General features: G+C 37.8%; 16 protein-coding genes. 2 read left to right on the top strand and 14 right to left on the bottom strand.

All coding sequences use genetic code 11. The annotated features are described in order from the left end of the window. Window position 1: 1 nt before the first annotated feature. Together ABVM52_RS00590 and ABVM52_RS00585 are read right to left on the bottom strand one after the other, a co-directional pair. Window positions 2-1,426, bottom strand: a complete 1,425-nt coding sequence (locus ABVM52_RS00590; protein WP_405382666.1) for an amidohydrolase family protein — start codon at window positions 1,424-1,426, stop codon at window positions 2-4. Window positions 1,427-1,569: 143 nt separating this feature from the next. Beyond that, on the bottom strand, window positions 1,570-2,166 hold the full coding sequence (locus tag ABVM52_RS00585) for a YdeI family protein (protein ID WP_405382664.1): 597 nt from the start codon (window positions 2,164-2,166) through the stop codon (window positions 1,570-1,572). Window positions 2,167-2,288: 122 nt separating this feature from the next. Here ABVM52_RS00585 and ABVM52_RS00580 point away from each other — a divergent pair, with 122 nt between their 5' ends. Beyond that, window positions 2,289-5,684, top strand: coding sequence for a ThuA domain-containing protein (locus tag ABVM52_RS00580; RefSeq protein WP_405382662.1), 3,396 nt, complete (start codon window positions 2,289-2,291; stop codon window positions 5,682-5,684). A gap of 64 nt (window positions 5,685-5,748) precedes the next feature. Here the strand turns inward: ABVM52_RS00580 and ABVM52_RS00575 are convergent, their stop codons facing one another. From ABVM52_RS00575 to ABVM52_RS00545, 7 genes are all read right to left on the bottom strand, one after another. Further along, window positions 5,749-6,216: a GAF domain-containing protein gene (locus tag ABVM52_RS00575; RefSeq protein WP_405382660.1), complete on the bottom strand. Its 468-nt coding sequence runs from the start codon at window positions 6,214-6,216 to the stop codon at window positions 5,749-5,751. A gap of 88 nt (window positions 6,217-6,304) precedes the next feature. Further along, window positions 6,305-6,910 (bottom strand): YkgJ family cysteine cluster protein, encoded by a 606-nt coding sequence (locus tag ABVM52_RS00570; RefSeq protein WP_405382658.1) that lies wholly within the window; start codon window positions 6,908-6,910, stop codon window positions 6,305-6,307. Window positions 6,911-7,021: 111 nt separating this feature from the next. Then, window positions 7,022-8,137: a DUF2914 domain-containing protein gene (locus ABVM52_RS00565; protein ID WP_405382656.1), complete on the bottom strand. Its 1,116-nt coding sequence runs from the start codon at window positions 8,135-8,137 to the stop codon at window positions 7,022-7,024. 104 nt (window positions 8,138-8,241) lie between these two features. Then, the gene (locus ABVM52_RS00560; RefSeq protein ID WP_405382654.1) at window positions 8,242-9,849 is read right to left on the bottom strand and encodes a M1 family metallopeptidase; all 1,608 of its coding nucleotides are present in this window, start codon (window positions 9,847-9,849) and stop codon (window positions 8,242-8,244) included. Window positions 9,850-9,867: 18 nt separating this feature from the next. Then, entirely contained in the window at window positions 9,868-11,199 is a 1,332-nt protein-coding gene (locus tag ABVM52_RS00555) for a M28 family peptidase (RefSeq protein ID WP_405382652.1), read from the bottom strand. 150 nt (window positions 11,200-11,349) lie between these two features. Then, a complete protein-coding gene (locus ABVM52_RS00550; protein WP_405382650.1) occupies window positions 11,350-12,516 on the bottom strand; it encodes a nitrate/nitrite transporter in 1,167 nt (388 codons plus the stop codon). A 58-nt stretch (window positions 12,517-12,574) separates the two neighbouring features. Beyond that, entirely contained in the window at window positions 12,575-14,788 is a 2,214-nt protein-coding gene (locus ABVM52_RS00545) for a bifunctional alpha,alpha-trehalose-phosphate synthase (UDP-forming)/trehalose-phosphatase (protein WP_405382648.1), read from the bottom strand. A gap of 103 nt (window positions 14,789-14,891) precedes the next feature. Here ABVM52_RS00545 and ABVM52_RS00540 point away from each other — a divergent pair, with 103 nt between their 5' ends. Next, the gene (locus ABVM52_RS00540) at window positions 14,892-16,694 is read left to right on the top strand and encodes a glycoside hydrolase family 15 protein (protein WP_405382646.1); all 1,803 of its coding nucleotides are present in this window, start codon (window positions 14,892-14,894) and stop codon (window positions 16,692-16,694) included. Window positions 16,695-16,698: 4 nt separating this feature from the next. On the opposite strand, the gene ABVM52_RS00535 is transcribed toward ABVM52_RS00540, so the two are convergent. From ABVM52_RS00535 to ABVM52_RS00515, 5 genes are all read right to left on the bottom strand, one after another. Continuing rightward, complete coding sequence (locus tag ABVM52_RS00535) at window positions 16,699-18,117, bottom strand: pyridoxal phosphate-dependent decarboxylase family protein (protein ID WP_405382644.1); 1,419 nt, start codon at window positions 18,115-18,117, stop codon at window positions 16,699-16,701. A gap of 101 nt (window positions 18,118-18,218) precedes the next feature. Next, on the bottom strand, window positions 18,219-20,030 hold the full coding sequence (locus ABVM52_RS00530) for an acyl-CoA dehydrogenase family protein (RefSeq protein ID WP_405382642.1): 1,812 nt from the start codon (window positions 20,028-20,030) through the stop codon (window positions 18,219-18,221). Window positions 20,031-20,105: 75 nt separating this feature from the next. Continuing rightward, entirely contained in the window at window positions 20,106-21,296 is a 1,191-nt protein-coding gene (locus ABVM52_RS00525; RefSeq protein WP_405382640.1) for an acetyl-CoA C-acyltransferase, read from the bottom strand. A gap of 104 nt (window positions 21,297-21,400) precedes the next feature. After that, window positions 21,401-23,806, bottom strand: coding sequence for a 3-hydroxyacyl-CoA dehydrogenase/enoyl-CoA hydratase family protein (locus ABVM52_RS00520; protein ID WP_405382638.1), 2,406 nt, complete (start codon window positions 23,804-23,806; stop codon window positions 21,401-21,403). 15 nt (window positions 23,807-23,821) lie between these two features. Continuing rightward, on the bottom strand, window positions 23,822-24,271 hold the full coding sequence (locus ABVM52_RS00515; protein WP_405382636.1) for a MarR family winged helix-turn-helix transcriptional regulator: 450 nt from the start codon (window positions 24,269-24,271) through the stop codon (window positions 23,822-23,824). Window positions 24,272-24,392: the final 121 nt, after the last annotated feature.

The raw sequence follows: 24,392 nt of genomic DNA, 5'->3' as shown, positions 1-24,392 counted from the left end.
TTTAGTTGGCAATGGCAGCAGTTAATAGGCTATCTAAATCTTGTTTCGTATGCTGATTTCCATTAGAAAGTACCATGTAAATATCTTGGGTGTTTTTGATGTTTTCTAGCGGATTGCTGTTGAGTAAAACGATATCAGCAATTTTACCTTCGGATATAGTACCATAATCTGCATCTTGCTTTAAAAACATAGCACCATTATAAGCGGAAGCTTTTAAGGCATCTAGTGGAGAAATACCAGTAGCGACCATTGCTTCAAGTTCTTTATGTAGCGAAATACCCGGGTAAGTGTAACTATTGTAGGCGCCACTATCAGAACCTGCTAAAAGAGATACTCCGTTTTCGTTTAATTTTAACGCTAGTTTACCAAAGAATTGGTCCAAAGCTTTTCGGTCTGCAACTTGCTTTTCAGTGGCATATTTTACACGGTCAATTCTTCCTTGGTAGGTTTTCTGAATCCCGTCGCTCATGTACTTTAAGTAGGTGTCTTCAGTATGGTCGACTTCGTCTAAATAACTAAGTACACCACCAATGTGCAATGTAGGTACTACAAAAACATTGTTTGCTTTAAGTTTTTGAAAAGTAGCGAGTGCCGTTGAATCTGTATAAGAAGACTGTAGTAGGGGCATAGCATCCCAAAATCCGATTTCTTTGTCTATCAGTTTTTGGGTAATCTCTTTTTCATTACTTGAGCATCCTTTCATGATGTAATACAGGTGCTCCACAGCATCAATACCTGCATCAATAGTAGCGTCAAGCTCCACTGTAAAAGGCATGTGTCCCGATGTAATCAAATTCCGTTTTTCTGCTTCTTCTATCACCTTTAAATAATTTTCGCCAGAAATACGACTATCATAGATTTTTACAAAGTCCGACGGAATGGATTGTAGGGAGTCTAAGGCTTTGATAACTTCCAAATCATTATCAACCTCTAAAGAACCAGCCCAAGTACCACCTGGTCCATCAATTTTTGGTCCCGATGTAAAGATGGTAGGTCCAACCAACTGATTGTTCTCAATAGCTTTTCTCCATTCCAAAACCGAAGAAGTAAGGTCTCCACCGGCATCGCGAACCGTGGTTATTCCGTTAGCTATAAATAGGTTTAAAAATTTCTTGTTCGCTTCAATTAACGAATCACCACCTCTAAAATGGCTATGGTTATCCCAAAACCCCGGTACAATGAATTTATCTTTCGCATTGATTACTGTTTTCGCTTTTACAGAACCGAACTCTTCACTTGAAGTAATTTTGGTAATTCTATCATTGTTGATCAGTATGCTACCATTAGAAATAGAACCATCTTCCAAATTAATAACATTCCCGTTTTTTATAAGAATGTCATATGTGATTTGTTTTTCCTTTTTGCAGCCCGTAAATATTAGAAACGAACAACAGGTTAATGCACATATCAATTTCGATAAACTCATAGTATTTAGATAATTTTGTATGGGTAAGATAAAAAGAAAATATAACGAATGTTGGTTTGGCATTCTATTTTAAGATGCGATTTAGCACATGAACAATATGGCTTATTTAAATTGGTAAAATGATGTTATACCGACTATGATTTTTACTTTTTCGCAGCTTGCCAACCACTACCATCACGATACTTAATATTTTGGGTAGCGTAATGAATTATTTCCGCTATTCTTTTGTTCCTGGTTTCTTTTCGCTTAGCTTGATTTAACCAGTACAAATAGCTTTTCCTCTGGCTGTGGGTAAAATTTGAAAAATTAGCGAACGCTTTGGGATTTTTATCAAATGCCTCTTGTAACTCTTTTGGAATTACGCCATTTTCCACATCATCTAGTGAAGTCCAAGATCCATTGGCTTTGGCAATTTTAATGGATTCTAGTCCTTTGGCATGCATTAATCCGCTGGCTTTCAATTCCTTAATGTGAGTTTTATTTACTTTGCTCCACACACTTTTAGGTTTTCTAGGGCAAAAATATTGACGTCTTTTACCGTTGCCCAAGCTTTTAACGGTACTATCGATCCAACCATAACATAAGGCTACGCGCACAGCCTCTTCCCAACGCATACTTTCGTTTTCATGGGAGACCGCATAAAAAATAAGGTGTATACCCGTATATTCTAAGTGGTTATTATGTAGCCAAATTCTAAATTCATCATCATTCTGGAAATAGAATTCAGGTATTTCTTCCATAATAGTTTACTTTGGAGGTTAATTTTTGATAAAAATACAATCTTTAGTATTTAAACTATTGGTATTTACAAATACACGCCCTATTTTTAGCAATTCAACAACAACTAATCAACAACTTACGTATGAAAAAAATGTTACTGGTGCTGCTTTTGGGCTTTGCACTTACTATTGTCTCATGTGGTGGCAATAAAAGAGAGGGAGAACCCAAGGTTTTGGTGTTTTCTAAAACCATGGGTTTTAAACATGCTTCAATTCCAGCAGGGGTAGCGGCAATTCAAAAATTAGGTCAGGAAAACGGCTTTGTCGTGGATACGACTAAAAATTCTGAATTATTTACAGAGGAAAATTTAAAACAATATGCTGCTATTGTTTTTTTAAGTACAACAGGAAATGTATTGGATCAGTATCAAGAAGCGGCCTTTGAACGTTACATACAAGCCGGCGGTGGTTATGTAGGCATTCATGCCGCAGCAGATACCGAATATGATTGGGGTTGGTACAACAAACTAGCAGGCGCTCAATTTTTAAGTCATCCAAGTGGTACACCTAATGCAGATTTTATTATTGAGGACAAAAATTTTAAGGCTACCGAGTTTTTTACGGATCGTGTATGGAATAGGACAGATGAGCTTTATAATTACAAAAATATTCATCCAGAACTTAATGTCCTGATTACCTTGGACGAGTCTAGTTATGAAGGAGGGGAAAACGGAGATTTTCATCCTTTTGCATGGTACCATGATTTTGATGGTGGTCGCGCGTTTTATACAGGTGGAGGCCATACCGATGCAAGTTTTTCCGAAGATTTATTTTTAAAACATCTACTTGGGGGCATACAATATGCCATAGGTGATAATTTAAATTTGGACTATTCCAAGGCATCCTCGCAAATACCGCCGGATGCGGACCGTTTTACAAAGGTTACTTTAAATGAGGGTGGTTTTTTTGAGCCTACGGAAATGGCCATTTTACCAGATGGTAATGTGCTCATTGCTCAACGTAGGGGAGAAGTAATGCTATATAATGACGAAACCAAGGAATTGACAGAAGTTGCCAAGTTAGATGTTTACAGCAAAACATTGAATACCCCTGGGGTCAATGCAGAAGAAGGATTAATGGGCTTGCAAAAAGATCCTAATTTTGAAAGCAATAATTGGGTTTACCTATACTATGCTCCAACAGGGGATAAGTGGATCAACAGATTATCGCGTTTTAAATTTAAGGATGGAAATTTTGACCTTAGTACAGAACAGGTAATTCTCGAAGTAGACTCACAACGGGAAATATGCTGCCATACCGGTGGGTCTATAGCTTTTGGACCGGATAATCTTCTATATCTATCTACAGGAGATAATTCAACACCATTTAATGAACCTGACCAAAAGTATGTAAACAATGGTTTTGCCCCTTTAAATGATACCCCAGGTCATGAACAGTATGATGCGCGTAGGACGTCTGGCAATACCAATGATTTGCGTGGTAAGATTTTAAGAATCAAGGTCAATGAAGATGGTAGTTATGATATTCCAGAAGGAAACTTATTTCCAGAGGGAACAGAAAAAACTAGACCAGAAATATATACCATGGGTCATAGAAACCCTTATAGAATTTCCGTAGATATAAAAAGAGGTTATTTATATTGGGGTGATGTTGGCCCAGATGCCAGGGCAGATAGTTTAGCTACTAGAGGTCCTAAAGGGTATGATGAAATGAACCAAGCCCGTAAACCTGGCAATTTTGGATGGCCTTTATTCATTGGGGATAATTTCTCCTATAAAGAGTATAATTATGAGACCGGTGAAACAGGGCAGGAGTTTGACCCGGAAAAACCAATGAATACCTCGCGTAACAATACCGGATTAACCGAATTGCCACCTGCAATGCCAGCGTATGTATATTACCCTTATGATGAATCTGCAAGTTTTCCGCAAACCACTACGGGAGGTAGAAATGCAATGGCCGGACCAACATATTACTCCGATTTATATGAAGGTGATGAAAAATTACCAAGTTATTATGATGGTAAGGTAATTATTTATGACTGGATGCGTGGATGGATGTTTGCTGTGCATTTAGCAGAAGACGGCAGTTTTAGTAAAATGGAACCTTTTGCTCCAGAGATTAAACTGAACAATCTAATAGATATGGAAGTGGGCCCTAATGGTAAAATTTATTTATTGGAATATGGTAGTGGATGGTTCTCTCAAAACGCAAATTCTGGTTTAGGTTATATTCAATTTAATGGAGGTAACAGACCACCGGTCATTGAAGACCTTACGGTAAACCAAACTTCCGGGAAACTACCATTGGAAGTTTCGGCAAGTGTAGCCTCAAATGATCGAGAAGGTGATGCTATTTCCTATATGTGGGATTTTGGGAACGGTGACACCCAAGAAACTAAAGAACCTAACGTAAAATATACGTATAATGATGCTGGCTCATATAAATTGAACGTTACGGTAAGTGATGACAAAGGAGCAGCTGCAACAAGTGAAAGTACAAGTATTATTGCCGGAAATTCAAGGCCAGAGGTAAATATCTCTTTAGGTGATGATATACCATCGTTCTACTTACCGGGACAAAAAATTTCTTATGATGTTTCCGTTACTGACCCTGATGGAACCAAGGTAGACCCTAAAAATATCTTTGTAAGTGTTGATTATTTAGAAGGTATGGATAAAGTTGCCATGAGTTTAGGGCATCAACAGGTATCTGCTGCGGTTACAGGTAAGGCGTTAACACAGGCTATGGACTGTAAGACCTGTCATAAAGAGGCAGAGGCATCTATTGGTCCTAATTACAAGGATATTGCAATGAAGTATAAAGAACGTCGTGATGCTGCAAGATACATACAAGGTAAAATCGTTACCGGTGGTAGCGGTGTTTGGGGAGAGGTAACCATGCCTGCACATCCAAAAATTACAACGGATGAATCTAGGCAAATTGCACTGTATATACTTTCATTGTCAGGAGAACAGAAGAAGGAAAAATCCCTGCCAGCAAAAGGTACAATAACAGCAGCACCTTCCACACCTGGGCATATGTTGGTTATAACCGCAAGTTATACAGATGATGGCGCAGAAGGGACTATACCACTTACGGGCTCAAATTCAATAGCTATACCAAGCAGTACGGTAAAGTTCAATGATAAAATGAAGTTAGACGGAATGCAGGCTATGCAATTTGGTGGAATGGATTTGTTATTGATCGGAAAATCTACAGGATGGTTTATGTTGGAGAACATGTCATTAAAAGGCGTAAAATCGGTTGCGTTAACTGCGGGATGGCAAGAAGCACCGAACATGTATTTTGATTTTGAAATACATGAAAACTCGCCAGACGGACCATTATTAGGAAAAGGTCAAATGCCAGCCCAAGCAAAAGGGGCGCAAGGCACTATGATTACAATACCTATTACGGGTACGGTTTCGGGTGACGGACCATATTATGTAACATTTAAAGGAGAAGAAGGTAAAGAGCTAGCACAGGTAGCACTTACCGGAGCTGTTTTTAAATAGGAAATATAAATACAATTGAAAAGCCCGCTATTCAGCGGGCTTTTTATGTCTTACTTTTGGTGGGTTAGCTTAATTTTTTGCTAATTAATGTTCCAATTTCCATTAATAAATTGGTTTCAGCTTCCGTAAAATCATAAGGCACGGGCTTAGCGATGCCAATAGTGCCGTAAAGCTTGTCATTAAGCATTAGCGGGGCGGCAAGCGATCCTTCTACTTTGGTATCTTTTGCTGACGGTCTGGCAACACCAGAATCATCTGTTTGTAGGTTACACATTTCAACAGGCTTTCTTCTCTCCGCAGCAATGCCGGCCATACCTTTACCTATAGGTATAGTAGCTAGTTTAGGAATAAGAAATTCAGGAATACTGACTTGGGTTTTTAATTGTAAAAGTGAATTGGTATCTAAAAAGTGTAGGGTGCCCGTAGAGCAATCAAAATGCGCTAAGGTCATTTTTAAAATATTGTCCCAGTTTGGGGTTTCCTTATTTAGTTCCGTTTTTAAGTTGGATAAAATCTTATTTTCGCCCTCCATTAAAAATATATTTTCTAAAATCCTTAAATCAAATACCAGTCTTATAAACTATAAAGGTACAGTTTATCTAAATTTTAATTAAGGACATTTATGCAACTTTTTTAATTTTTGGAGGCTTTCTATAGGCATAGTAGCCTAGAACCACTTCTAGTGCTTTTGCAATAGCTATTCTAATAGGAAACAGTTCGGCACCCAAAGATTCATCAATTGAGCGTAACTGCATATAATAATTACTGATTAGCGGATAATTGTTCTTTGATGCAATATGAGCTTCTGCTGCGGCCACCGCTTCTGGTTTTTGTTCCTTTATGGGTTTACAGGTTACTAGAGTCGGGGTATTGTTTTTATGCAACATAGCAGAGAAACCGAACAATCTACAAATAAGTCCGCGGTGTGCATACTCCGAGCAAAAACCTTTGGCTCCGGGTGCAATTACCGTATTAAGTACAGGACAAAGTGTAGTTGAGGTATTGTTTTGTAAGAGTAGCAACCATTCTTCGGCTTTTCCATTTTTTAATAGATGGTAGGCGAGGGGTAAAAATTCTAACGCAGTAGCGTTAATGTCAGGTTTTAAACAGCAGTTTCCACAATTGGCAACACAACCAAGACCAGTGGATTTTTGAAAGGAGCCCAACTCCTTTTCCAATTGATAGAACACACGGTCTACCGCTCGGACTTTTAGGTATATCGACACTATTTTGTATAAGGTTGCACGAAGATAGTCTTAGTTTATATACAAAAAGCAGAAAAATAATTTATTATAGAAAGGTTATGATTTGAGTTTATCTTATTGATAAACAAATAATTAAAATTTTGAAGTCTTAAGCTTTAATGGTTTTTGATCTGTATTTAAAACAATATCGAAACCAATTACTCCTAATACCTGTTCTTCTTCGGTCAGCACCTGTACCTCCCATTCACCTGGCATTACATTATCTTTATAAGTATAGCCTCTAAAACCACCATCTCTACCGCCGGTAATGTCATAGCCTATATCATCTACCGTTTTCCAAGTTTTGGTTTGTTCATTATACTTTCTCCATCTATGAAAAATAGATTTTTTTAAATCTGTAGGGGCAAAAATCGAAGAGAAAATATAGACTCTTTGCTCGGGAGTGTAACTAAAATCTAATTTGTGCTTTCTCCAAAAAATATGTGATTCTTCCGATTCATAGGTAACCTCATACTTACCGTTTTTCTGAACAATATTATGGGCAACAATGCCTTTATCCAAAGCCAAGGGAACGGGGGGGATCAATCTTAAAAAATAGAAGAGGTTGATCACACCGTAAATAGATATGATAATGGTGGTCATTTTCCAAAGCTTGATTTCTTTTCGCGTGCTGGGACTTTTACCATAAATAAAAGTAAGTAATACCAAAGTGCTTACTAAACTTGCGGCACCTGAAATCAAAAAAATAGTGGTGTTCAACTCTTTGATAAACACCGGTATCATGAACGTAAAAAAGGTAAAGCTTATAAAGTAATATACCCCAAACTGAAGGTATTTATTGGAAATTCGCTTTTTTAGAAATTCATTGGCTATAAGCAGTAGTACAAGTATTATGAAGAAAGATGCTGTTTTGGACAAAGAAACACTTCTTGAAAAATATATGACATACGCACTGGATAATCCTCCGAAAAAAAACTGAATCGCTAATGGTAAATATTCTTCGTAGCGTTCTAAAAAAGTTCCTTTCCATTTACCATCATCCACTAAGTTGTAAAGGTATAATGTAATGGATAATGACGTCATGTGTAAACAGAGCACCGTGAGGTCATAAAGGCGATCAATACGCCCTAGCGTAAAGGTGTCGAATATGAATCCACCAATAAAGAATAAAATAGGGGCGTATTTAGAGTGCCTTCTTATAAAGCTTCTAAAAGCGCTGTTTTTGTATCTAGCTAAGGTGTTCTTCATGTAGGGTTATAGGTGCTGAGCAAAATTAGGTGTTATTGGGTACCTATGTTGACCCTAAATATTTTTTGGTGAACCTTAAAAATTAGTTCATTAGTAATATTGAATCAGTTTTTTGTGTCCACATAGAAATTTGGATCAACTTGCAAAGATTCTAAGCTGCCTTTTATTTTTTTACTTTGCCATGATGTGGATGGATTTAACCAAACTGGTTCACCATCGATAAAAACCCGTAACGGAATTGTAAAATCTTTAACCGTATTGTTGAAACGATAGGATAATTTTTTACCATCAATTGAATACTCAAATACCGGAATTTTAATGGTGCGCAAATATTGGTCAAAAAATGGGCTGAGATCCAGGTTCATTTTTGATGAAATATAATCTTCAATCTGTGCCGTGGTCACTGTTTTATGGTAGAATTCTGAATTGAGTCCGCGTAAAATGGCTCTCCACTTTTCATCATCATTGACTATTTGACGTAGTGTATGGAGAATATTTGATCCCTTATAGTACATATCGCCACTACCTTCATGATTTACATCGTAAATACCGATGATAGGTTTATCATTGCGTATATTTTTACGAATACCCTGTACATACGCATTTGCTGCTTCTGTACCATAATGGTAGTCTAAAAACAAACTTTCTGAGTAACAGGTAAACCCTTCATGCACCCACATATCTGCAGCATCTTTATAGGTGATATTGTTGGCGAACCATTCATGTCCCGCTTCATGAATGATGATGAAATCAAACTTTAATCCCCAACCGGATTGGGATAAGTCCCTGCCTAAATATCCCTTTAAATACTGATTTCCGTAAGTAACCGAGCTTTGGTGTTCCATGCCCAAATAAGGAACTTCAACTAGCTTAAAGGAATCTTCATAAAAAGGGTATGGACCAAACCAATGTTCAAAAGCTTGCATCATTTTGGGTGCATCTTTAAAATGTACTTTGGCTTTTTCCAAATTATCTTTTAAGACGTAATAATCCATGTCAAGTGCTCCTTTTTCACCTTGGTATACTTCATCAAAATGAACATAATCTCCAATATTGACATTGACACCGTAATTGTTGATTGGGTTAGAAACGAACCAGTGGTACGTATTACTGACTTTATCTACACTCCTCAATCTACCATTGGAAATATTCATAAGTCCCTTTGGGGTCTTTACACTGGTTAGCATACTGTCAACTTCATCATACATATGATCTTTATTGGGCCACCAAACACTGGCACCTAAGCCTTGGCAAGAGGTAGCTACGAAATCCTTACCGTTGTTATCCTTCTTCCACGAGAATCCGCCATCCCATGGGGCATTTACCGCCTCTTTTGGGTGCCCGGAATACGTAACGATGATTTCATTGAACTCACCTTTGATCTGAGGTTTGCTCAACTGAACAAAATGTGCATTAACGTCGTGTTTTACTTCAAGTTCTTTTCCGTCTTGAGTGACCTTTTCAATGGTTAAAGGTGGCTGTAGATCCACCTGTAAAACTTGATGAGGTTCCAAAACTTTATAGCGAATGGTATTGCTGCCGCTTATAAATTTATCATCTGGGTCAACGGCAATATCCAAATGGTAATAATTTAAATCCCACCATTCACGTTCTGGGGTAATACTGCCCCTTAGGGTATCTTGTTTGGTAAATGTTTGGGCTTGCGAAAAAGAACATAGCCCTAGAGCCAGTGCAACTATAAATTTGTTCATGTACAACGTAATTTGGTCTTATCTAAATATTCCATTTGGAAAAACAACCGGGCTCTCAAATCCGTCATCACCAACAGCCGAGACTCCAAAGAAGTAATTATCAATAACAATGCCGTCCAGAACAAACTCTGTCACATCGCCTACGTATCTACTATGGTCCCAAGTAGGGGAGGTGGTATCTCTCCAATATATTTTATAACCTTTTGCGCCATCTACCTTGCTCCATTGAAATTTGGCGGCAGGTTCAACGATACCGCCAATTTTAACCGTTTCAGGAGCTGGTGGCGCCCATGCTATAGAGGCAAGATTAATAGCGTTAACTGCCGTTAATTTAGCGGCATATTCGAAATTTACATGCTCTAACACATCGCCGTAGGCAATACCATCTTCCACACGAATATCTTGATGTTGTTGTGTATAATTTTCATGAGCCTCCATGATACGAATTCCTGGAAAACCTGCATCATTAAAAGGTCTATGATGACCACCACGACCAAAGCGATCTAAGCGATAGATCATCATGGGGTTCATTTCTGGCATATATTGCTTTACATTTTTATGAACGTAGCGTGCCAATTGTCTAGAAACACCATCGACCTCACCGCCGTAAAATCTTCGGGCTCTACGTTGCTCTTCGGTTTCGGTTGGGGGTACAGGTTCAGAGAAAATCCTAAAATCTACATTGCTTATGGTGCCATCTACACCTTTAATATTTCCAATCATATCATTATTGAAAATACCAATGATTTCCCAACCTTGATCTTTGGCATATTGAGCAATACCGCCACCGCCAAAAAGACCCTGTTCCTCACCAGAAAGTCCCATATAAATTATGCTGTTCTCAAATTGATACTTAGAAAGTACACGAGCAGCTTCCAAGGTACCTGCCATACCGCTAGCATTGTCATTTGCTCCTGGGGAATCATCTGTAAAATTGGTAGGGTCACTAACACGGGAATCAATATCACCACTCATTATAATATAGCGATTAGGGTATTTTGTTCCCTTTTGAATAGCAAGTACATTTACTACTTCCACATCTTTTACGATACGTTTATTGGCACCTTTTTTTACTAAATCTTTTTGAAAGAACACATTTAAACAATTGTTGCATTCGGCAGACGTTTTTTCGAACTCACTTTTGATCCATCTACGTGCAGCACCAATACCCCTTGTGGTAGAAACGGTATCGCTTAAGGTATGTCTAGTACCAAAATTGGCAAGTTTGGTTATATCTTTTTCAATACGTTCGGCTGAAACGGCATCTATAATATCATAAATACGTTGATCGGTCTGTGCAGATATCGTAAAGAATGAAGTAAGAAAGGCGAAGAGTAAAAGTTTTTTCATTTCAATTATTTTGATGAGTAAAGTTTGTTAGGGCAATTGGGTTCTAAAATTAAGTAAAATATAGGGCTGATAATAATTTCATTGGGAAAAGTCTATTTGAAAGATGTTGTACCGTATTTTTCTAATTAGTAAATAGATATGACTATGCATTTAGATGGATTTCCTCTGAAGTAAAAAATAAACGCCAACTAGAGGGCCTAAGCCTAAGGTAATAAACAGTAGATCAATAGGTATGATCGCTTGAAGTGATCCTAGAAGCTGTATACTTACAATGGTTATTGCAAATCCAATACAGTTTACAAGGGTTAAAGCAGTCCCTTTTAATTCTGGCAATACGGCTGCTGCTACCAAATTGGAAAACTGAGGCGAATCTGCAGTAACGGCGATACCCCATAAGCACCATCCCACCAAGAAAAAGTAAACGGGCAGGGTAAATAGTAAAGGAGATATGAAACAAAAAAATCCCGATGCTATTAAAGCAAATAATGCCACTTTTTTACTTCCTATCCGTTGAGAAAGAATACCGCCGTAAGCACATGAAAACCCGCCTAGGGCAATTACGATTCCCGTCCATAAAAATACCGAAATATCATTGCCGGATTTCAAGGCAAACCACTGTATGGCAATTGGAGTAAATGCCCAAAAGGCATAGAGCTCCCACATATGTCCAAAATACCCGAAAGCAGCTTTCTTAAAATTTGAATTTTTAAAGAGTCTGGGTCCGGCATTTAACTGTAAAGTTGTACTTGCCACTCTGTAAGGACCGTTAGGGATAAGAGTAAACAATAGAAACCCTCCCAAGACCGTAATACCGGATGTAAGTTTTATAACACTATCTGAATGACTGGCCCAATCCGTGCCTTTAATGAGAAACGGAAAAGCGGTGCCCAAAACCAAGGCGCCAACTAAAAATCCTAATGCTTTGCCCAGTCCCTTTTCATAATAATCCGCAGCTATTTTCATTCCTACCGGGTATATTCCCGCAAGAAAAAAACCCGTGCCAAATCTAGCAAGCAATAAACCGGAGATGTTCAAATTAGGTGCAATCAGGGTTAAATTGGATAAAGCAGCCAAACTAGCGCACACCATAAAAACTTTTGAGGGCGAAAATCGATCGGCAATCATTAGAATGCCAAAAATCAATGTGCCTATAATGAAACCGAACTGGACGGATGATAAAACATAACTGACCATATCAGTGCTAAATTCAAGATTTTTGGTCAATGATTCTATAATGGCATTACCTGCAAACCATGTAGAGGTACAGGCAAACTGAGAAAGAATGATGATGGGGAGAATATGCTGTTTTGGCTTCAATAGCAGATATGGTTTAACCAGATTCTAAACAGGGTAATCTAGAATCTGGCTGATTGATCTATCTTTTGTCGGCAAAACGTTTCAAAATTTCACGAACATTCTTTGTGTTATCTACAAAATATTTTGCTTGTGTTTTTTGACGGCCCACTTTAACCGTAATGGATTCCTCCGGTAATTCTTGGAACATAAATTCATCGGTCCAGTCATCACCAATAGCAAATACAAAATCGTACTCATGCTCCGTATACACACGCATAGACGCTCTACCTTTGTTTACGTTGCTGCTCTTGATCTCCATTACCTTATTTCCGTTCAACACACTTAGATCATCATTTGCTATAAGACTGGTTAATACCGTGTTTAGTTCTACCGATCTCTTTTGTCCAAAATCTGGATCCGTATTTCTATAATGCCAAGCTAGAGAATAATTCTTTTCCTCAATGAAACTACCAGGCGTACGATCTACAAAAGACTCCAGTACCGGTAAAATTTTCTCCATCCAATCTTTTTTGACTGTTTCGAGCATTCTAAACTCTTCGCCGCCTTGTGAGATCCAAACACCATGCTCAACGATCATATTATATTTTTTAGGTAAAAACCATTTTGTAAACGTCTCCTTGTCCCTACCGCTAATTAAATACATATCTGTATTGGGCTGAGATGAGATTTCGTCCAATAAACTGTATAGCTCCTCATCTGGGGATGCCTTTTGAGGGTCGTTGTGAAAGCCTGCCAATGTACCATCATAGTCCAAGAACACCAATCTCCTCTTGGCCTGCTTATAATCTTTCATAATAACGTTCATTAAATCTACCGATAATCGGCTAGAAATATAGGTTTGATTATTATGTTTTTGATTGATCAAAGAGTTCATAAAGTCATTGGCCCATTTCTCAACATTGTAGCGTTCCAATCTTTTTTGAAGCAACGTATTTCTGGATATTTGCTCCTCTTCCGGCATATTGATAGCCTCATAAAGAGAATCGGCTATTTGTTCAAAATTATTTGGGTTAATTAGGAGAGATTCGTTCATTTCGTTGGCAGAACCTGCCATTTCACTAAGTATCAATACTCCGGTCTTATCGGTTCTGGTAGCAATATATTCCTTGGCTACCAAATTCATACCATCTCTAATTGGTGTTAACCAAGCAATGTCCGAAGAGGTATAAAGATCAATAAGGTTATCAAATGGCATGGATCGGTAAAAATACCAAATTGGGGTCCAGCTTACGGTAGATAGTTCACCGTTAATACGTCCAACCAATTCATCAATTTCCCTTTTTAACAATTGATATTGGGGAACATTTGATCTAGAAGGAACCGCAAGGATGATTAAGCGAACTTTTTCTTTGTACTGCGGGTATTTGTTCAAGAAATATTCAAAGGCTTTAAGTCTTTTGGCAATACCCTTGGTATAATCCAAGCGGTCTATGGATAGGAAAAACTTAGCATCCGGTGCAGATTTTTTATGGGTATCCAATCTTTTTTGAAGTTCAGATTTTTCATTCTCCGTACGTTGGGAGTGTTCTTTGGCCGCATTGCTGAATTTTTTATAATCAATTCCCATAGGGAAAGAATCAACTTTAATAATACGATCTTCTAAATAGATATCGTTAAAGCTAACTTCTAAACCTAATAATCTTCTTACTGAACTTAAAAAGTGGCGCTCGTAATCATAAGTGTGAAAACCGATAAGGTCAGAACCTAACAGTCCCTGTAAAACTTCACGTCTCCAAGGTAAGGTTCTAAATATCTCGTAGGATGGAAAAGGAATATGCAAAAAGAAACCAATTGAAATGTTAGGCCTTTGTGCACGTACCATTTGCGGCACTAACATTAACTGATAATCATGAACCCAAATTGTATCATCGTCATCGGCCTTTGCTAAAATGGCATCGGCAAATTTTTGGTTAACGGCTTTATAAATTTCCCAACTTTCCAATTCAAACTCAGAATACTCCATGAAATAATGGAACAAGGGCCAAACGGTTCTGTTACTAAAACCGTAGTAAAATCCATCAACTTCCTTTTCGGTAAGGTTTACCTTAGAAGAGCCATGTTCGGCAAGGGCGTTATCGATTTTGGAAACCAATTGCTCAGGTATTTCCTCATCGGTAAGTCCACTCCATCCAATCCATAGGCTATCTCCACCAGAATGAACGGATTTCATTCCGGTAGCCAATCCACCTACACTAGGAACGGCAGTAATGTCTCCATTGCTAATTTGTAATTGAACGGGTAATCTATTTGAGATAATGATAGTTTTAGCCATAAAAGAGATTTATTTGCTTCTTCTTGAAGATTATTTTTCTAAATTTCGTGAAAAAGGAGGGCAATACCAATTGAAACCTCAAATGAATCAAGAATTTTATTGAATGGATAATTTAGACTACGGAATAATAGGAAATTGTAGAAGTGCGGCGTTAATTTCAAAAACAGGAAGCATAGATTGGTGTTGTTTGCCAGAATTTGATAGCCCATCTGTTTTTGCCAAATTACTGGATGAGGAAATAGGAGGCAGTTTTGAAATACATGTAGATGATAGCTATGTTATAAGCCAAAAATATGAGCCTTTTACCAATATTCTAATAACCTCCTTTAAATCTGGAGAAGATCATTTTGAAATTCATGATTTTATGCCACGGTATAGAAAGGAAGGCAATGCATACCATGCCCCACCAGAATTGATACGCTATTTTAAATATGTATCCGGAACCCCAAAATTTTCTGTGCTTTATGATCCTAAGCTTGAGTATGCCATAGGTACTACGGAATCTTTTATAAAGAAAGATTTTGTGGCCAGTTTAACCCATGATGTTAAGTTTGATACCATATTTCTCTATGCCTCCTTTAATAAAGAGGCTCTTGTAAATAGTGAGCAAATAGAACTGACAGAGGATGGTTACATTTTAATAGGATATAATGAAAAACTGTTGTTGCCAACTACGGAACGTGCTTATTTGGATTTACAGAATACCCGTGTGTATTGGTTAAACTGGTCCAATTTAACACCAACCTATAAAAAGTTCAATGCAGAAATTTCACGAAGCGCCCTAACCTTAAAATTATTAAGCTATGATAAGACTGGAGCTGTATTGGCTGCAGCAACCACCTCATTGCCGGAAACGATTGGGGAGGTAAGAAATTGGGATTATCGTTTTTGTTGGATCCGTGATGCATCAATGGTAATAAAAGTAGTATCTGAACTTGGTCATAAAAACGTAGCAAGACGTTACTTACAGTTCATTATTGATTTAATACCTGATAAGGCGGAAAAGTTACAGATCATGTACGGTATTAATAAAGAGAAAAAGTTAACGGAAGAAACCCTTGATCATTTGGCCGGTTACAAAGGATCCAAGCCTGTAAGGGTTGGTAATGCCGCATATCACCAAAAACAAAATGATATTTACGGTATTCTTATGGATGTCATTTATGAACAAATGGTCAAGTTTAGTGTTGACATTGATAACGGTGAAGATTTATGGGCCATTACTAAAGGTATTGTATGGATCGTAAGCAACAATTGGAAGGATGCGGATAAGGGTATTTGGGAATTTCGTGCAGAGGATAGGCACTTTACATTTTCCAAAGTTCTATGTTGGACAGCCTTGGATAGAGCAATCAAAGTTGCAGAAATGCTTGATAAGAAACACAAAATTGAAAAATGGGAACCTATAAGGGCAGAAATATGGCAAGATATCTATGATAACGCGTGGAATGAGGAAGTAGGTGCCTATACCCAATCATATGGGTCTAAGGAATTGGATGCCTCGGTATTGTTAATGGAATCCTATGGCTGTGTAAAAGCAAAAGATGAACGCTATATTAGTACGGTGCATGCCATAGGGAAAGAGTTAAGTAATGATGGACTACTTTACCGGTATAAGAATGAGGACGATTTTGGATTGCCTTCTTCCTCTTTTACGGTATGTACGTTTTGGTATATTAATAGTTTGTTCAAAATTGGAGAACGTAAAAAAGCATTGGAATATTTTGAACGATTATTGGGCTATAGCAATCATTTAGGATTGTTTAGCGAGGATATCGATTTTGAATCAAAACGATTGCTTGGTAATTTTCCACAGGCATATTCTCATTTGGCATTGATAGAATGTGCCATTAATTTTTCAAAAAAGGATAGTGAGGATGAAATGGTTGAAAACTTACGGGAATAATGACCTATAAATAACTTTTAATTTTTTGTATGAGTTGCTTAAAATGATTAATGTCCGTAAAAGGATTCATTACGGTAATTCTCATATATAATTTACCACTTAGGGTAGTTTGTACAATATAGAATTCGCCATCTTCTAAAAGAGATTGGCGAATTTTTGCATTTATGGCGTTCTCTTGTGTTACATTTAAGGATGACGAACAATACCTAAAGCAAATAATATTGGACATTGGGGGTACGGCCACTTCAAAATTAGGCTCTTGGTCAATGAGACCTGCAAAAAGTTTTCCCTTATCATATAGTTCGGTTACATAGGCATCAAAAACGTCTTCGCCATAATATTTCATGAGAGTAAACCAATGAATGGCCATCATGTTCTTGGTACATTCAAATGTGCGTTTACCAGAATTGTACCAATCCTCATGCTCGGAGTCTGATAATAAATAGTCTGCTTTTTGGCTAAACGTGGTTTTGGCGTTCACTTCGTCCTTAAATAAAAGTGCTGTGGTCAGAGCGGGCATCATCATCATTTTATGACCATCTATTACTACACTGTCCGCATGTTCAATTCCTTCTACGGTAAACTTATATTTTTCTGAAAAAATACCGGCACCTCCATGGGCACCGTCTACATGAAACCAAATTTTTTTCTCTTTGGCAAATGAAGCGATCTTTTTTAAATTATCAAAAATACCTGTAGCTGTCGATGGTGCGGAACCAATTATGGCAAATACCTCTATGCCATTGGCCTTTGCTTCATCAAATCTTGTAGATAGTAAATTTGTATCCATTGCAAAATTGGCAGTAACAGGAATTTTTATAATACCTTGTTCACCTAACCCCATGATACGTTCGGCACGGTCTATACAATAATGCGCCTCTTCACTAACCATTACACCCAATTGGTTAGCCATTCCTTTATTCCATATATCGGTACTAGCAATAGCTTTTCTAGCACTCAGAAGTGCGGTTAGGTTAGCAAGAGTTCCGCCAGAGGTTAAAAAACCGGCGGACTGTGGTCCAAAACCTAACTTGTTACATAGTTTTTCAGTGATAATACGTTCAATGGCATTGGAAGCCATACCCATTTCATATACTGCAGTACCATTGTTCAGCAACGAGCTAATAAGTCCGGATAACGCAGTTATAGGGGCAGGAGGAGTTACTTGATGCCCCATGTAGTTTGGATGGTGAATATGGGTGGTATGTTGAGTTATTTGCTCAAATAGATTATTCTTGTCCCCATGAACTAAAAAGTCTTTCCAAAATTGAAGTTCCTCATTAGGGGTGTTCCATGCAATAGCTTTTTTAGACCTATTAAAAAGTTTACACTCTAAATGGTTGGTCAATTGATCAATAAGTGCGTGACCATGTGCATTAAATTCAGATGGACTATAGACCTGTTTCAGTAATTTGTTGTGCATTGTTCAAAATTAGGTGTAAGATAAATTTTGAGCAAATAAAAAACCGCCCTTTAGAGGGCGGTTCCTATTCATTTTACCAAACAACAAAAAGGTAATCTGAATTAGTCAAAGGTATACCCGTTATCTGCGGCAACTTTATCGGCTATTTGTGTGCGTAAAGCTACTACGTTAGGGTAGTTTGTATATTTTGTAAAACGTTTAAGTCCCATCAACATCATGCGTTGCTCATCTCCTTCGGCAAAGGAAATAATAGCTTCCTTTCCTTTGTTAATAATTTTTTCAACCGCATTGAAAAGATAAAGTTTTGACATGGCAATTTGCGTTGCCTGTGCTTCTTCACCAAAACGTTTTGCATTTTTTTCTGTACGTAACAATGCAGATTCTGCCATGTATACTTCAATAAGAATATCGGAAGCAGCAAGCATTAATTGTTGGTGCTTTTCCAATTCCGGACCAAATTTTTGTACAGCAGATCCAGCAACCATTAAAAATACTTTTTTAAGTCGCTTCAAGATATCTTTTTCTTCAGCAAACAGTTCAGAGAAATCAGGTGTATCAAAAGAAGGAATGCCCATAAGCTCTTCACCAACTGCGGTTGCCGGGCCTAATAGATCTACATGACCTTTCATTGCTTTCTTCACAAGCATACCTACTGCTAACATTCTGTTGATTTCGTTAGTGCCCTCATAGATACGTGCAATTCTAGCATCTCTCCAAGCAGATTCCATAGGGGTATCCGCACTAAAGCCCATACCTCCAAAAATTTGCACACCCTCATCTGCCGTATGCTGTACATCTTCAGAAACCGCCACCTTTAAAATTGAACATTCTATAGCATATTCCTCAACACCTTTAAGCTCGGCCTCTTGGTGGGTATTGCCTTCGCTTTCACGTATTGCAATTCTATCTTCAATATTTTTTGCGGCACGGTAGCAAGCAGACTCCCCAACGTAGGCATTGGTACTCATGTCTGCCAATTTAGCTTTTATGGCACCAAAATTTACGATCGGAGTTCTGAACTGAATTCTTTCGTTGGCATAATTTACCGCCTCATTAATTACTCTTCTTTGAGCTTCTAAACAAGCAGCAGCCAATTTTATACGACCAACATTCAACGCATTCATCGCAATTTTAAAGCCATTTCCTCTGGTAGAAAGCATATTTTCAACAGAAACCTTGGTTTCGTTAAAAAATACTTGGCGGGTAGAAGAGGAGTGAATACCCAATTTCTTTTCCTCATCGCCTAAAGTAATACCATTGCTAGGGTCATTTTCTACGATAAATCCGGTAATGTTCTTGTCATCTTCAATACGTGCGAATACAATAAACAAGTTACAGAAACCAGCATTTGAAATCCACATTTTCTGCCCGGTAATGCTGTAAGTTTTTCCATCTTCGGAAAGAACAGCTTTAGTTTTACCTGAATTAGCATCAGACCCTGCACCTGGTTCAGTAAGGCAATACGCACCAAACCATTCTCCAGAAGCTAGTTTAGGAACGTATTTGTGCTTTTGTTCTTCTGTACCATATAAAGTAATTGGCATAGTACCAATACCTGTATGAGCACCAAATGCTGTACTAAAAGAACCTGTTGCACCAGAAATATAATCACAGACCAACATGGTAGAAACAAAGCCCATTCCCATACCCCCATAGGATTCTGGAACGGCAACACTTAATAAGCCCAATTCACCAGCTTTACGCATAGTTTCCTCGGTATAGGCATAGTCTTTTTTCTCAAAACGTTCCCAATGTGCCCATAATTCCCTGTCAACGAATTCCTTGGTGCTATCACGCATCATTCGTTGCTCTTCATTTAAATCTTCTAAGGTGAATATGTCTTCACAATTGGTTTCTTTAACAAGGAATTGTCCTCCTCTAAGAATATCTTTTTTTACAGTTTCTGCGCTCATTTTGTTAATTGTATTTAGTATAAAGTATTTGGTAATAAGTATTAAGTAAATACCTTATGCCAAATAATAAGTTTGTTATTTTAAAAATTCAAAAATACCCGCGGCACCTTGTCCAGTACCTACACACATGGTAACCATACCATACTGACCTTGCATATTTCTTTTACGCATTTCATCAAAAAGTTGAACCGATAATTTAGCTCCTGTGCAACCTAATGGGTGGCCTAATGCTATAGCTCCTCCATTTACATTAACTATATCTTGATCCAAGTCCAATTCTCTGATGACCGCTAAGGATTGAGAAGCAAAAGCTTCGTTCAATTCGATTAACTTTATATCATCTTGTTTTAAACCAGCTTGTCTTAGTGCTTTTGGCACAGCAGCTACAGGTCCTATACCCATAATTCTTGGCGGCACACCTGCTGCTGCATAATTTACAAGTCGCGCTATAGGTTCAAGATTCAATTCTTTTACCATTTCTTCGCTCATTACCATTACAAAAGCGGCACCATCACTCATTTGTGAAGAGTTACCTGCTGTAACACTACCACCTGCGGCAAAAACCGGTCTAAGTTTGTTCAATATAGCGGTTGAAGTACCGGCTCTAGGTCCTTCATCTTTGGTTACCGTATATTTTTTAGTAGCCTTTTTACCATCAGCTCCAACATAGGTTTCTTCAACCTCTATTGGTACTATTTGATCTTGAAATCTATCTTCTGCCTGGGCACGAAGAGCTTTCATATGAGAGTTATAGGCAAATTCATCTTGATCTTCTCGAGAAACTTTGTATTCATTTGCAACGGCCTCAGCGGTATTTCCCATACCCCAGTAATAGTCTTCATGGCCCGCCTTAACTACATCATAATTCAATTCTGTCTTATAACCTGTCATAGGTACTGAACTCATGCTCTCGGCACCACCGGCAATAATACAATCCGCCATACCTGACTGGATTTTGGCAGTTGCAATACCGATTGTCTCGATACCCGATGAACAGAATCTATTTACGGTAACTCCGGGAACATCTACGATATCCAGACCCATTAACGAAATTAAACGTGCCATGTTCAAACCTTGAGAACCTTCCGGCATTGCATTACCAACAATAACATCGTCAATTCGTTTTTTATCTAAGTTTGGCAATTCTTTCATCATATACTCGATGGTTTCGGCTGCCAATTCATCGGTACGTTTAAAGCGAAAGACTCCTTTAGGTGCTTTACCTACCGCTGTTCTATAACCTTTAACTATATATGCTGTTTTCATTTTTTAATCTTGCTTTTAGCTGTCAGCTTTTTGCTTCTAGCATTATTTGTTGTTACAATTAAGATTGCCACTAATTATAAGCTTATGGCATATAGTTGCGTAAATTAATTACGTAACGGTTTTCCAGTTTTCAACATATGCTGAATTCTTTCCAAAGTTTTTCTTTCGGTACAAAGCGATAGGAAAGCTTCTCTTTCCAGGTCTAACAAATATTGCTCGTTTACCAATGTCGGCTCGGATAAATCGCCCCCGGCCATTACATAGGCTAGTTTGTTTGCAATTTTCTTATCATGTTCACTAATGTAGTGACTGGCCTCCATAGAATCTGTTCCTACTAAGAACATACCCAATGCCTGTTTCCCTAATACTTTAATATCCGATCGTTTAGGGGGTTGCGTATAACCTTGTTCGGCCATTAATTTAGCATAAGCTTTAGCCGTTGCAATTTGTCTGTCCTTATTAACTACAACAATATCCTTACCATGTTGTAATATGCCTAAATCATAAGCTTCATAGGCAGAAGTAGAAACCTTGGCCATACCTATGGTCAAGAAATACTCTTGAAGAACATTCAGCTCAACATCGTTCTTTTTAAAGGTATCTTGTGCGCGAACGGCAAATTCTTTAGATCCGCCACCGCCAGGAATTACCCCAACACCAAATTCTACAAGTCCTATATAGGTTTCAGCGGCTGCAACTACCATATCTGCATGTAAAGAAAGCTCACAACCACCACCCAATGTCATGCCATGAGGGGCAGAGATTGTTGGTATGGAAGAGTAGCGCATACGCATCATAGTATCTTGAAACATTTTAATGGCCATATTAAGCTCGTCATATTCCTGCTCAACGGCCATCATGAAGATCATACCAATGTTTGCACCAACAGAGAAATTCGCAGCTTGGTTACCAACGACCAAACCTTGAAAATCTTTCTCTGCCATATCAATTGCTTTGTTCAAGCCAGATAAAACATCGCCACCAATGGTATTCATTTTAGACTGGAACTCAACATTTAATATTCCGTCACCTAAATCTTCAACAACTACACCACTGTTTTTAAATACCTCTTTAGATTTTCTGATATTATCGAGTATGATAAAAGAATCTTGACCAGGTATTTTTTCTACTGATTTTTTAGGGATATCATAATAATAGGTAGCCCCTTCTTTAACTGCATAGAAAGAATTTACACCAGCGGCTTTCATATCATGAACCCAAGCAGCGGCTTCTAGACCTTCTGCTTTAATAAACTCCAAACCTTTATCTATACCTACGGCATCCCAAATTTGAAATGGTCCATGTTCCCAGCCAAAACCGGCTTTCATGGCATCATCTATTTTATAAAGCTCGTCGGTAATTTCAGGGATTCTGTGAGATACATAGGCAAATAACTGCCCAAAACTTTTTCTGTAAAATTCTCCAGCTTTATCCTTTCCGCCAACAAGTACGGCAAAACGATCAACTACTTTGTCTATTGTCTTCGTCAATTCTAAAGTGGCAAATTTCGCACTCTTTTTAGAACGATAATCCATCGTATCCAAATCAAGGGTCAAAATTTCGGTTTTACCTTTATCATCTTTAGATTTTTTATAAAAACCTTGTCCCGTTTTACTTCCTAACCATTTATTGTCCATCATTGTACTGATGAATTCAGGCAGTTTAAACAGTTCATGGCGCTCATCATCGGCACAATTATCATAAATACCGTTAGCAACATGTACCAAAGTATCTAAACCTACAACATCAACAGTTCTAAAAGTGGCCGACTTTGGTCTACCTATTACAGGACCGGTCAATTTATCTACTTCCTCCACGGTCATACCCATTTCCTTTACCATATGGAAAAGACTCTGAATACTGAATATTCCAATTCTATTTCCTATAAATGCAGGGGTGTCTTTAGCAATAACGGACGTTTTGCCCAAGAATTTTTCACCATATCCGTTCAAGAAATCCAATACTTCAGGAGAAGTTTTAGGGCCAGGAATAATTTCAAAAAGTTTTAAATAACGCGCCGGGTTGAAAAAGTGGGTTCCACAAAAGTGTTTTTGAAAGTCGTCACTTCTGCCTTCTGACATAAATTTAATAGGAATACCTGATGTATTAGAGGTAATCAAGGTACCAGGTGTTCTGTATTTTTCAAGGTTTTCAAAAACCATTTTTTTAATGTCCAGTCGCTCTACAACAACTTCAATAATCCAATCAACTTTTGCTACTTTAGAAATATCATCTTCTAAATTTCCGGTGGATATACGACTTGCAAATTTTTGATGGTAAATAGGGGAGGGCTTTGATTTCAATGCCGCGGCCAAAGAGTCATTAACCAATCTATTACGAACAATTTTATCGTTAAGTGTTAGGCCTTTGGCTTTTTCCTTTTCCGTAAGTTCTCTTGGAACAATATCCAATAGTAATACTTCGACCCCTATATTGGCAAAATGACATGCGATGCCACTTCCCATTATCCCTGAGCCGATAACTGCTACTTTTTTAATATGCTTGTTCATGTAGTTTAATCGGTATTAATTTGATATATTTTTTGAAAATAATTTTTTGTCTGCAATAAGCTTATTAATGGTTTCGGTAACCTCAAAAAAGTTCATAATTTTTTCTTGGTCCACTTCTTGTCTTATAGCTTCGTTAAACTGAAGTACGGTGCTTTTTGAAAGATTTCTTTTTTCCAAGCCCATCTCGGTCAAATAGATTAAGACTCCTCTTCCGTCTTCTGGGTTTGGCTTTCTTTGTATGAGCCCCTTTTTCTCCATACTCTTTAAGATTCTAGAAAGACTAGTAGCTTCCATACCCATTTTTGGGCCTAAGGCGGTAGATGGAGTTCCGGTTTTGGGATCAATACTTAATAAAGTAAAACCTACTGCCATTGTAGAATCAAAATTCTTTGCTTCTTCATTATACATTCTTGCTACTGCCTGCCAAGTAGCTCTAAGTGCATAATCAATAGTTACTTCTTTCATACGCTGGTGGTTGCAGCCCAAATATAAGAAAATTTATTATGCATGCATAATAAATTTATGAAATATTTAAGTAAACCCTTTCCTTTTTTTGAATCTAGTACTATTACCTATGTAGAATTCA

This window comes from Maribacter sp. LLG6340-A2 (assembly GCF_045057105.1).
Taxonomy (GTDB): Bacteria; Bacteroidota; Bacteroidia; order Flavobacteriales; family Flavobacteriaceae; genus Maribacter.
The sequence above is the reverse complement of the archived record's forward strand: the minus strand, read 5'-3'. Positions and strand labels throughout refer to the sequence as shown.